Source organism: Litoribacterium kuwaitense, assembly GCF_011058155.1.
In the GTDB taxonomy this organism is placed as follows: Bacteria; Bacillota; Bacilli; order Bacillales; family DSM-28697; genus Litoribacterium; species Litoribacterium kuwaitense.
Window position 1 is genome coordinate 23,554 of record NZ_JAALFC010000003.1, and the last position, 12,385, is coordinate 35,938.

Annotated in this window: 8 protein-coding genes and 4 pseudogenes; 10 read left to right on the plus strand and 2 right to left on the minus strand. The window is 41.7% G+C overall.

Annotated elements, in window-relative coordinates:
* Nucleotides 1–55: 55 nt before the first annotated feature.
* The 4 genes and pseudogenes from G4V62_RS20510 to G4V62_RS03110 all read left to right on the plus strand — a co-directional run bounded on the left by G4V62_RS20510 (nucleotide 56) and on the right by G4V62_RS03110 (nucleotide 2,653).
* Nucleotides 56–391, plus strand: coding sequence for an IDEAL domain-containing protein (locus tag G4V62_RS20510; RefSeq protein ID WP_165199299.1), 336 nt, complete (start codon nucleotides 56–58; stop codon nucleotides 389–391).
* A gap of 135 nt (nucleotides 392–526) precedes the next feature.
* The gene (locus G4V62_RS03100; RefSeq protein ID WP_165199300.1) at nucleotides 527–1,327 is read left to right on the plus strand and encodes a DUF3891 family protein; all 801 of its coding nucleotides are present in this window, start codon (nucleotides 527–529) and stop codon (nucleotides 1,325–1,327) included.
* A pseudogene (locus tag G4V62_RS03105) lies at nucleotides 1,309–1,984 on the plus strand (uracil-DNA glycosylase). The gene G4V62_RS03100 and the pseudogene G4V62_RS03105 overlap by 19 nt, the downstream one beginning before the upstream one ends.
* 90 nt (nucleotides 1,985–2,074) lie before the next feature.
* A complete protein-coding gene (locus G4V62_RS03110; RefSeq protein WP_165199301.1) occupies nucleotides 2,075–2,653 on the plus strand; it encodes a YitT family protein in 579 nt (192 codons plus the stop codon).
* A gap of 3 nt (nucleotides 2,654–2,656) precedes the next feature.
* Here the strand turns inward: G4V62_RS03110 and G4V62_RS03115 are convergent, their stop codons facing one another.
* On the minus strand, nucleotides 2,657–2,977 hold the full coding sequence (locus tag G4V62_RS03115) for a hypothetical protein (protein ID WP_165199302.1): 321 nt from the start codon (nucleotides 2,975–2,977) through the stop codon (nucleotides 2,657–2,659).
* A gap of 198 nt (nucleotides 2,978–3,175) precedes the next feature.
* Here G4V62_RS03115 and parE point away from each other — a divergent pair.
* From parE to G4V62_RS03135, 4 genes and pseudogenes are all read left to right on the plus strand, one after another.
* Nucleotides 3,176–5,118: pseudogene (parE, locus tag G4V62_RS03120) on the plus strand (DNA topoisomerase IV subunit B).
* Nucleotides 5,119–5,175: 57 nt separating this feature from the next.
* A pseudogene (gene parC, locus G4V62_RS03125) lies at nucleotides 5,176–7,619 on the plus strand (DNA topoisomerase IV subunit A).
* Between the two features lie 81 nt (nucleotides 7,620–7,700).
* Nucleotides 7,701–8,135 carry a MarR family winged helix-turn-helix transcriptional regulator gene (locus G4V62_RS03130; protein WP_165199303.1) on the plus strand — a complete coding sequence of 145 codons (435 nt, stop codon included), beginning with the start codon at nucleotides 7,701–7,703 and terminating at the stop codon, nucleotides 8,133–8,135.
* 72 nt (nucleotides 8,136–8,207) lie between these two features.
* Nucleotides 8,208–8,778: pseudogene (locus G4V62_RS03135) on the plus strand (NAD(P)H-dependent oxidoreductase).
* Nucleotides 8,779–9,220: 442 nt separating this feature from the next.
* On the opposite strand, the gene G4V62_RS03140 reads toward G4V62_RS03135, so the two are convergent.
* The gene (locus G4V62_RS03140; RefSeq protein ID WP_165199304.1) at nucleotides 9,221–10,051 is read right to left on the minus strand and encodes a DUF899 domain-containing protein; all 831 of its coding nucleotides are present in this window, start codon (nucleotides 10,049–10,051) and stop codon (nucleotides 9,221–9,223) included.
* Nucleotides 10,052–10,549: 498 nt separating this feature from the next.
* Between G4V62_RS03140 and G4V62_RS03145 the strand changes: the two genes are divergently transcribed.
* Nucleotides 10,550–11,395, plus strand: coding sequence for a carbohydrate ABC transporter permease (locus tag G4V62_RS03145; RefSeq protein ID WP_165199447.1), 846 nt, complete (start codon nucleotides 10,550–10,552; stop codon nucleotides 11,393–11,395).
* Nucleotides 11,392–12,201, plus strand: a complete 810-nt coding sequence (locus G4V62_RS03150; RefSeq protein ID WP_165199305.1) for a carbohydrate ABC transporter permease — start codon at nucleotides 11,392–11,394, stop codon at nucleotides 12,199–12,201. The genes G4V62_RS03145 and G4V62_RS03150 overlap by 4 nt, the downstream gene beginning before the upstream one ends.
* The last annotated feature ends 184 nt before the right edge of the window (nucleotides 12,202–12,385 follow it).

Genomic DNA, 12,385 nt, shown 5'->3' on the forward strand with positions numbered 1-12,385 from the left:
TTCTAAGCAAGACAACAGCTCAGCTTTTTAAATAGTGAAGGGAAGGTGAACGACAGTGACACAAAACCATTGGTTAAATGTCGGCGACTGGGTTAGTGGAAGAACAGTAAATGATGAAATATTTATCGGCTTTGTTGAGTCATTTGAGAATACAAACGGATCCGTAAAAGTGACAGTAACTGAATGCGATCATACTTCCCTCATTCATAAACGAATTGTCACTTTTCAAAACCTCATAAAAAAACTTCCTATTTTTGACATTCAAGAAAAAGGGCAATTGCATAATTTAATAGATATTGCGTTAATGGAAAAAGACCGTGAAACATTCATGCAGCTCACAAGACGATTGCAAGAAATGGAAAATTCGAAAGATCCGGTCGGTGCTATATAATCTTATTGAAACACATTTGAACACAGCGGACACTCGCTGTGTTTTTTTGCTTAATAAAAGGCTAATCTCCGCATATTTCTTGACACATCACCCTTCGTCTCATGATACAATGCCCAAAAAGAGGGGTGACTTCCATTGATTATTCGCCATGAGTCATCAACTGAATTGCATTTTTATCGTCAGCACGATCATGGGATTATTTCCGGCACATTAGCGACCTACTTGCAAGATCGTCTTTTACCTTTTCCAAACGCAGTACGAGATCAATGGCTTACAGCTGTCAGAGACCATGATATTGGTTGGACTGAATTAGACGAGGAGATACTTTGGGACGAAGAAAAGCCAGAGCCTTATCAATTTGAGCATTACCCAGCTCTCGCTAAAACGAGGGCATATGAACGAGGCATTAATCAAGTTGAAAAACAATCTATATTGGCAGGACTTTTGTGTAGTATGCATTTAAGCTCATTTTTTGAAGGAGCGACCAGCTTACTTCCAGAAGAAAGAAATTTTTTAAATAAGGAACATCAAAGACAAGAACAGCTCTATTTACAACAGCCTCTTACGAAAGATCAGCTTGATGCATCACTTCATTTACTTCAATTTTGCGATCATCTGTCTTTATACATTTGTCAAAATAAGCCTGGGAGTTATAAGATCAACGAATTCCCCTGGTATAAAGAAGGGTTTGCGTACCGCTCAGGAGCATTACGAAATCATCCTATTCTCGGCTGGTGGACAGACGAAAATCGTGTCGTTTTGCACCCTTTCCCATTCAAATCGTCTGTTAACGTTTTGATGCCTTACAAAAGGCTCGAAAAAGAAGGATTACACCCGAACAATATTAACGATCGATTTCATCGTGCTTCAGTAGAATATTTGACTGTGCAATTCGCCCCAATTGAGGAGGAAGACGTATGGCAAAAGCAATTTTAAAAAACGATTGGGCGGAGGTCGTTGGCTCAGAATTTACTAAAGACTATTACACAAGGCTTCGCCAATTTTTAAAAAAAGAGTATCAAAACGAGCGTATTTTTCCGCACATGAACGATATATTTGAAGCCCTTCACTTACGTCGTATAAAAATACAAAAGTGGTTATCCTTGGTCAAGATCCTTATCACGGTCCTCACCAGGCACATGGATTGAGTTTTTCAGTTCAAAAAGGGGTTGCGACCCTCCGAGCTTACAAAACATGTATAAAGAACTGTCCGATGATCTTGGCTGCCCAATACCACACCATGGCTCACTAGTAAAATGGGCAGAGCAAGGCGTCTTACTATTAAATACGGTGCTTACTGTACGTCAAGGTCAAGCAGCCTCCCACCGCGGGAAAGGCTGGGAAAATTTCACTGACGCTGTCATTTCTGCGCTGAACGAACGAGAGACACCCGTCGTTTTTTTATTGTGGGGGAGGCATGCTCAACACAAACAGTCCTTACTTGATCTTAATCGCCATCGAGTGATCACGTCACCACATCCGAGCCCGTTGTCTGCTCACCGTGGCTTTTTCGGAAGCAAACCGTTTTCCCGTACAAATCATCACTTAAAAGAGATTGGACAAACACCAATTGATTGGTGCATCGATACATAATGAACTCAGCTAGTTTTAATGTCGTTGGACTAGCTGAGCGACTTTTTTCATATACTGTGTCACGAATAGCGCTTCACAGGAGGACACAGAATGAAAAAATACTTTGCCATGTTTTTTGGCAGTTTTTTCGTCAGTATAGGGATCAATGGCTTTATTATTCCTCATCATCTGTTAGACGGCGGGGTCATTGGCTTAAGTTTATTGCTTAAATATACGTTTGGTACGAACATCGGCTTGACAATCCTCATCATTAGCTTTCCAATTTACTTATTTGCCTGGTTTTATTTTCGTATGTATTTTATGAATGCGATTCAAGGTCTCCTTGCTTCAACGTTATTTATTGACCTTCTTGCGCCAGTGCATAGCTGGTGGCACTGGCCGGTATATATGAGTGCCGTATGGGGCGGACTTTTTATCGGAATCGGTGTAGGCATTATGCTAAGAAACCATACAGGCACTGGCGCAATTGATCTGTTGGCGCAGTGCCTTGCTAGTGTCACTTCAATCCATGTCAGCTATTTTATTTTGGCTATCGACGCCGTTATTATCTTATCTGGTGGTTTCGTCTTAGGTGGTGGATCGTTGATGTATTCGATGATTGTGATCATCATCGTCGCTATTGTCACAAATTTAATCATGCGTGTGAGAGCAATTCACATCTTATCTTAGGCATCACCGCAATACATTTTTCGGCTGATACCCCGCACTTCGGAGCGAGCGTTCCAACCACACCGATTGCGTTAGCTCATCGTCATACCAGACAATCAAATCTCCATCGGTCGTCAGATAAGTGTTTTCAACGCCAAGCAGCCTTTTCATTACTTGATCGGGAGCTGTTTCACAATCTTCGCACGTGCCGACCACTTGTTTAAAAATCATCTTTTCTTGCCCAGCACGGGCATGCGGCTGATTCCCTGTAAAAATAGACATGAAAAAAAGTGCGCTCAACAACGTGCTAATGAGCAATACGTGCTGCCACATCGATTTGTTCATTGGCTATTCTCTCCTTTTTAGATCATTATGATCATAGATTGTGTAAAAAATAGAGGAATATGCACATATGGTTTACTTCGGGCAGTTGTTTTTTTGCGGCAATTACGGCTACAATAAATACAGACACAGTCGACTAGAACATATGTTCCGGTTGTGCTACAATATAAAGCAGAGCTTGTAGAAGGGGGGCCGCCATATATGACGACCTTTGATTATAATGATGATGCGATCCAAGTACTCGAAGGGTTAAATGCGGTTAGAAAAAGACCAGGGATGTATATCGGCAGTACAGATGCTCGCGGCTTGCATCATCTCGTGTTTGAAATCGTAGATAATGCTGTTGACGAAGCATTGGCTGGCTTCTGTACGGAAATTTCCATCAGGATACATAAAGATCAATCGATTACGATTACAGATAACGGGCGTGGAATGCCTACAGGGATGCATAAGACCGGGAAGCCGACGTCTGAGGTCATTTTCACTGTCCTGCATGCCGGTGGTAAATTCGGCCAAGGTGGCTATAAGACGAGTGGAGGACTGCACGGTGTAGGTGCCTCTGTTGTCAATGCTTTGAGTGAAGTTCTTGAAGTGACCATTCATCGTGATGGCAATCGATTTGTGCAACGGTTTGAGCACGGCGGAACGCCAGTGACGACATTAGAGAAAAAAGGACCGACCAAAAAAAGAGGCACAGAAATTCACTTTAAGCCAGACCCGCAAATATTTACGACGACACAGTTCCAATTCGAAACACTTTCCGAGCGTTTCCGTGAGTCAGCCTTTTTGTTAAAAGGGTTAACCATTACCTTTACAGACGAACGACAGGACGTCACTGAATCCTATGTATATGAAGACGGCATTCGTGCCTTCGTTTCCTATTTAAACGAAGATAAAGATCCGTTGCATGAAGGCGTTTATTTTGAAGGAAGTCATGGTGACATTGATATCGAATATGCTTTTCAATTTCATGATGGCTTTTCTGAAAACACGATTTCATTTGTAAATAATGTGCGGACAAAGGACGGCGGAACGCACGAAGCTGGTGCAAAAACAGCAATGACGCGCGTGTTTAACGAGTACGCACGCAGCATCGGTTTATTAAAAGAAAAAGACAAAAATTTAGATGGCACGGATATTCGTGAGGGGATGACTGCTGTCATCTCTGTTCGAGTGCCAGAAGATAAGCTTCAGTTTGAGGGACAAACAAAAGGGAAGCTCGGTACACCGGAGGCTCGCTCATCGGTAGATACACTACTTTCGGAGAAATTGAGCTTTTTTCTCCAAGAAAATCCTGAGATCGGTTCATCACTTATTAAAAAATCGATTCGAGCACAACAGGCTCGCGAGGCAGCACGCAAAGCAAGGGAAGATGCACGAAACGGCAAGAAACGCCGTCGTAAAGACGCCCTCCTCAGTGGCAAGCTGACACCAGCCCAATCAAGAAATCCTGAGCGCAATGAACTGTACTTAGTCGAAGGGGATTCGGCTGGCGGCTCAGCGAAACAGGGGCGAGATCGAAAATTCCAAGCTATTCTTCCGTTACGCGGAAAAGTGATTAACACAGAAAAAGCAAAAATGCAGGATATCCTTAAAACGAAGAAATTAATACGATCATTCATGCGATCGGCGGTGGCGTCGGTCCAGAATTCGCCATTGAAGATACACTGTATGATAAAATTATTATTATGACTGACGCGGATACAGATGGTGCCCACATTCAAGTGCTCTTATTAACATTTTTCTATCGGTACATGCGTCCACTTATTGAAGAAGGAAAAGTCTACATAGCCCTTCCTCCGTTGTATCGAGTGAGTAAAGGTACAGGCAAAAATGAAAAAATCGTTTACGCCTGGGCAGAAGAAGAACTGAAGGAAGCAGTGAAAACCATAGGAAAAGGTTATTCGATTCAACGGTATAAAGGTTTAGGTGAGATGAACGCTGGACAACTTTGGGAAACAACGATGAATCCTGAAACAAGGACACTGATCCGCGTGCGCATTGAAGACCTTGCTAAAGTTGAAAAACGCGTGACAACGCTTATGGGGGATAAAGTCGAGCCGCGACGTAAATGGATTGAGTCACATGTCGCATTTGGCATGGAAGAAGATGGAAGTATTTTAGATAATGAGACGGTGTTGTAACATTGAAAAATTGTAAACGAATGACGAGTGAAATGATGAATAAAGGGGTTGTCCTACGTGCCAAACTCAGAAATCTTTAAAGAATTGCCACTTGAAGAGGTGCTGGGTGACCGTTTTGGACGCTACAGCAAATATATCATTCAAGAGCGAGCGCTTCCGGATGCCCGAGACGGATTAAAACCGGTACAGCGTCGAATCTTATATGCGATGCAGCAAGAAGGTAACTTAGCAGACAAACCCCATAGAAAATCGGCTAAAACTGTTGGTACAGTCATCGGTAATTATCATCCACATGGTGACTCTTCAGTCTATGAAGCGATGGTACGGATGAGCCAAGATTGGAAGGTTCGTGAAACGCTGATCGAAATGCACGGAAACAACGGCAGCATCGATGGTGATCCACCAGCCGCTATGCGTTATACCGAAGCACGCCTTTCAAAAATTTCTTCAGAGCTTTTAAAAGATATTGAACAAGAAACCGTCGACTTCGTACCAAATTTTGACGATACAGCAGAAGAACCAGTCGTATTCCCAGCCATGTTTCCAAACTTGCTCGTTAACGGTTCGACCGGGATTTCCGCCGGTTATGCAACAGACATTCCGCCACACCACCTCGGCGAAGTGATCGATGCAACGATTCACCGCATCGATCGCCCTGATTGTACCGTTGATGACTTAATGAACATCATTCAAGGACCGGATTTTCCGACTGGCGGGATTGTGCAAGGTAAAGAAGGTATTAAGAAAGCGTACGAAACTGGAAAAGGCCGGTTTGTAATTCGCGGCCGCTCAACAACGGAAACTTTGCGCGGCGGAAAAGAACAAATCGTCATTGACGAAATTCCTTACGAAGTTAATAAAGCAAATCTCGTCAGAAAAATGGACGAGCTCCGCATGGATCGAAAAGTGGAAGGCATTAATGAAGTGAGAGATGAGACCGACCGCAGCGGATTACGCATCGTCATCGAGCTCAAAAAAGATGCTGATGCACAAGGTATTTTAAACTACCTGTACAAAAATACCGATTTACAAGTATCCTATAGCGTCAATATGGTCGCGATTAACGACCGGACACCAAAATTAATGACACTGCCTAATGTCCTTGATGCATATATTACACATCGCAAAGACGTCATTACAAGGCGCTCAAAATTTCAGCTCGATAAAGCACTTACGAGACAACATGTCGTCGAAGGGCTCATTCGCGCGCTGTCCATTCTTGATGAAGTTATTCAAACCATTCGCGCTTCAAAAGATAAACGCGATGCCAAAAACAATTTAATGGAGCAGTACGATTTTACAGAACCTCAAGCTGAGGCCATCGTATCCCTCCAGCTATATCGTTTAACGAATACAGATGTCACATCGCTTGAAAAAGAAATGAAAGACTTAGCAGCCGAAATTACAAAGCTTGAAAAAATTCTCTCTAAAGAGTCTATGCTTTTTTCGGTTATCAAAAAAGAACTTCAAGCTTTGAAGAAACAATATGCGAACGAACGACAAACGATCATTCAAAGCGAAATTGAAGAGCTTGAGATAAAGCTGGAAGTGACTGTGCCCCAAGAAGATGTCTTCGTGACGGTCACAAAAGAAGGTTACATTAAGCGCACGAGCCTAAGATCTTATGCCGCTTCCAACGGGCAAGATTTCGGCATGAAGGAAAATGACCATTTATTGTTCCATGAAGAAGTGAGTACAACTGACACGCTACTCATCTTTACAAATAAAGGGCAGTTTCTCTATTTTCCAGTTCATGAACTCCCAGACATCCGCTGGAAAGAACCTGGACAGCATATCGCGACATTAATGTCTGTGCAGAGTGAAGATCAAATTGTTCAAGCCATACGAATTCAATCCTTTGATGAAGAAAAAACAACATTTTTTACATTCGTGACGAAAAATGGCATGCTTAAACGAACACCTGTACAGCAATACCAAGCCTCACGCCATTCAAAACCATTAATGGCCATTCAATTAAAAGGTGACGATGAACTCATCGCAGTCGCAAAAACGACTGGTGAACAATCCGTTTTTATAGCGACGAAAACTGGGTACGGTCTATGGTTTCCTGAAAACGAAGCAAATCCCGTTGGCATACGCGCTGCTGGCGTTAAAGGAATATCTCTTAAAGAAGGAGATGCTGTTGTCTCAACAGCCTTTTTAACTGAAGAAGATATAAAGACAGGCTGGTTGCTGCTAGTAACCCATCGAGCCGCGGTGAAATGATGGCTTTGACAGAATTTGAGCAAGGAAAACGCAGCAACCGCGGTGTGATCATGTTGCGTGAGCTAAAAACGAACCCGCACCGTGTCGCCGGATTGGTGTTTGTTACGCGTGATGACTCTGTGACATTATTTACACCGTCCATACTTCATACAGTTCACATCAACGAACTCAAGCCTAAAGATCGGTACAATAATGGATCTTTCGTGCTTGACGTCAGCAAAACAGGTGATGTCACAGGTGTCAAAAAAGATGTAAAGCTCCCAGACCGTAAATAACAGGCTATAATAAGAAATAATCGAAGAAAACAGCGAAGACAAGGTCGTTAGAGTTTAGACGTACTGCGGGAGGAGAAAGAGATGGATAGCATAGAGCGTTCACTCAAGCTATTAATTGTTCTTTCCAGAGCGCATCGCTCTGTTCATGATTCCTTGCAAAAGAACATTGCGGATAAAGGATTAAATCTTTCGGAATTCGCTGTTCTTGAGCTTTTATACCACAAAGGAGAGCACTCCATTCAAAAAATTGGGGATCGAATTCTGGTGAGCTCTGGAAGCATGACATATATTGTCAATAAGCTTGCCAAAAAAGGGTATGTTCATAGAAGGCAATGTACGGAAGATCGCCGAGTCTATTATGCTTCTATTACAGAGATTGGCTCAGCGCTCATGGATGAATATTTCCCATACCACGCAAAACAAATCGAAAATATGTTTAGCGTGCTCGATTCCCGGGAACAACAATACTTAATTGAAGCTTTAAAGAAAATCGGCTTATCAGCACAATTGGACTGATAAGCTTGTTTTCAAAAATATATCTTGATATTAAGATATATTAAAAAAACTAAAACGAAGGAGTGATGATTAATGAACGTTCTAATTGCTTACTACAGCTCTACAGGCGCCAATTACACGATGGCTTCATGGGCATATGATGCTGCCAACAGCTTAAATGTCGAAGCAAAACTTGCTCGGTTCGCAGAGACTGCCCCAGAAGAAGCCATTGCCAGCAATCCGGCATTATGACGCTACAAAGGATTCTGTCGCAACGATAACACTGGACGATTTAGAGGCAGCTGATGTCATCATTATGAGTACACCAACACGCTTCGGAAACGTTCCGTCACAAGTCAAAGCTTTTCTCGACACAACAGGCGGTTTGTGGGCACAAGCAAAACTCGCGGATAAAGTGTTTACAGCGATGTCATCAGCAAATAATCAAAATGGCGGACAAGAGCAAACATTAACCGCGTTATATACGACGATTTATCATTGGGGTGGGATCGTCGTGACACCTGGATACACAGACGAGTCCATTTTTGCTGCTGGTGGAAACCCATACGGAACAAGTGCAACTGTAGATGGTGAAGGAAACGATATTGAAAAAGCCGTAAAACATCAAGCCAAACGCGCGGAGATCCATCCAGTGAATTTTTAATTTTGTCTCAAAACTATAAGTAAACTTGAATTTTGATATATAATCATTCAACTTCCGATAATATATATTATGTTAACTAGAATTTTTAAAAAGTCATTCGCATGATGACATGATTGATGATTCATCTACCCTTCCCCATAAATATATCGTAAAGGTCTTGTTGCACCATCTAACAACTGCTTGCGAAAACCATCCAATGATTAGTCAGCACTAATATACTGAACCTTTACGCCAAAAAATTCTACCTAAGTGATTGCCAGATGTGATGTTCCAATGGCTAATCGTATGAATGAATAATGATCATCAATTTCGACTTTGACCTTTGAACTTGCCGTTTTTTCATTTTCGGATTTTTATTTACTCCATAATGCACATCCATGAAGCTAAATCCGTTCTCCTCTCGAGTCATGAAAACACCGTCAAAAAATGCTAAGCCTTTCATTTAAACACGACGACATTCATTACAACTCGCTTTTTTTGAATCACAACAATCATCCGATTCAAAAGCGTGTTCATATTCATCATGACGACGAAGCCACGTCTTGCCATTGCCATCATCTCGTCCCGATGGCTTTTCCCAATCCTCCTGCCTGCCAAGAGCTGTTAAATCGAGGTAATTGAAAGTGCCGATGAGCAAGTCCGTTCCACGGGCGTAAGTCGTATACGTATGAAAAATTCTTTCACCCTTGCAAAGAAAAGTGCTAAAGCAAGGTACTTCCATTGACTGGAGAGAATCAAGGGGTACGCCCTTCTGAATAAGCTCATCTTTCGTTAAGTAATTGTATTCGATCTGAGCGACGGATTCGTCCAGCGTAGCATGGAAGTCATAGTTAAAGTCGCTATCAAAAGATGAGTACCAATGTATCTCCCAATTCATACGTTCCTTGTAACATTGGAGCTTAGGAAATGGCGCACGTGATATTAGGGCCAGAGACGTGTTTCGTGCATGCAGGTGTGAAAGATGGCCGATGTTGTCCACAGCAAGTGAGCAAGCCGGACAACCTGCTTCCCAATCAGGATCAAACATAAAGTGATGAACGATCAATTGCGGACGTCCTTCGAACAGATCAAGCAAACTCGTTTTACCATGCGGACCATTAAATACATAGTCCTTATGAATCTCTACCATTGGCAGGCGGCGGCGTTCTTCATTCAGTGCATCTCGTGCTCTAGTAAATTCCCTCTCTTTGGCCAACAGTTTCTTACGATCCACAAGCCATTCGTCTCGTGACACAACATTTGGTAACTGGAGATGATTTTGCGTTTTTTTCATATAATCTCTCCCCTTTCAGTTTTTTTAAGCTTATCACAAGCGTTGGCTTTAGATTTCTTCTTAATTGCTAAATGCATTTTTTCAAATTAGATAGAGGAGAGATAATATCCCTCTTTCTCTTGCATCACATTTATTTGATCGCAAAAGATCTCCTTGTAAAGCTTCTAGAACCGCACGAATGTATATGTAAATATTTTGTAAATGCGATATTAACCGCATTTTAATTTTTTACAAAATAAGAAAAATTTTCTTGACAACGTTTTCAGTACTTTGATAAATTTGATTTAAGTTAATATTTTGTATATGAGATATGGAGATCCGCAGAAAATTTGCCTCGCTGTATAAGGAGGGGTGTTTTTTGTGGATTCGTTTGTTTTAGGGAGGTGTTTTTAATTCATAGACTTAAGCAGGTAAATTATAACAAAGGGGTGGATATACGTTTTGGGAAAGGCGACAAACGGTGGTTATCATAACAGCAAAAAGCTATTCTGGACTGGCATGCTGTATTTATCCCCCGCTTTACTTTTACTTGGTGTCTTTCTTTTTTATCCGATGTTTAAGACACTCTATTTCAGCTTTTTTGAAGTAAGCGGTGGTGGTACAGTTGGTGATTCGGTTGGCTTTGGACATTATGTAGAGCTCTTTCAGTCCAGTGAGTTTCGTAAAAGCATGATAGGCACCTTTTTATTCGTGCTTTATACTGTACCAGCTGAGATCATTATCGCCCTGTTTTTAGCAGTGATCGCGAGTGAAAAGTTGAAAGGGATCGGCTTTTTCCGAACAATTTTCTCTTCCACGTTAGGTGTGTCTGTTGCTGCGGGTGCAACGATTTTCTTGTTTTTATTCCATCCGTCTTTAGGTGTTTTAAATAGCATACTTGGATTTTTTGGCATTAACGGGGTTGAGTGGTTGACTGATTCGAAATGGGCATTAATGTCTGTCGCAATCACGACAGTTTGGATGCACCTGGGGATTAATTTTATCATCTTGCTTGGTGGTCTTCAAAATATTTCGCGTGAATTATATGAAAGTGCCGACATTGATGGGGCTGGGTATTTCCAAAAGCTCTTTAAAATTACACTCCCAATGCTATCACCGGTGTTGTTCTTTGTGATTATCATCGGTGTGATCGGCGCATTCCAAACGTTCGGTCAGATCGACATTTTAACAGGTGGCGGACCTGCTGGTTCAACCAATATTATCGTATATTCTATTTATCTTGAAGCATTTTCGTATGGAAACTTTGGGTTTGCGAGTGCACAGGCGATTTTGTTATTTCTCATTATCTTAATCGTCACCATTATTCAATTTAGAGTCGGCGAAAAGAAGGTGCATTATCAATGATCAAAAAGTTCACTTTATACATATTGCTCAGCTTATCATCATTGATCCTTTTCTTCCCGATTTTATATGCGATTTCCGCAAGCTTTATGACGCCGCAGGAAATTTACGCCGGGAAGTTATTACCCTCGTCAATTAATTTTGATGCCTATAAAGATGTATTTGATCGTGTACCATTGATCCATTACTTAACAGTAAGCTTCTGGGTCGCGTTTATCGTCATGGTTGGGCAGCTAATTGTTTGTAGCCTATCGGCGTTTGCATTTGTATTTATCCCTTTTAAAGGAAGAGAATTGATCTTCTTTATCTTTTTGGCGACGATGTTAATCCCTTGGGAAGCGACCATCATCCCTAACTTTTTAACAGTTCTTAATTTAGGATGGGTCAATACGTATGCCGGGTTGACGTTACCGTTCTTCGCATTACCATTTGGTATTTTCTTATTAAGACAACATTTCTTAACGATTCCAAAAGAATTATGGGAATCTGCACAGGTAGATGGCTGCTCTCGATTCCGTTATTATTTAAGGTTTGCCCTTCCTTTATCAAAATCATCCTTAAGTGCATTAGGAATCTACGGCTTTTTAACGACGTGGAACCAATATTTATGGCCACTGCTCGTTACAAATGACGATACGGTTCGCACCGTACAAATTGGATTAAAAATGCTGATTGCCAATGAAAGTTCATCATCTTGGAATTTAGTCATGGCCGGCGTTGTTACCATCTTAGCCCCGACTCTACTCCTATTATTCATAGGTTTAAAGTATATTAGAGAAGGTTTAACATCAGGAGCTTTAAAAGGATAGACCCTATTTGAAAGAATGTTGCTATTTACATAAATGTGGAGTGACGAGTCGTGATTGCCTCCTCCCTTCTTTTTAGGTGGAGAGCTAAAAGGCACTGTGAGTGCAGCAGAGCCCGGAACATACGCTCAATTCACATTGTGCGAAAAAATCATCTCGCCAATGAGGTCACTCCAAAACGACCATG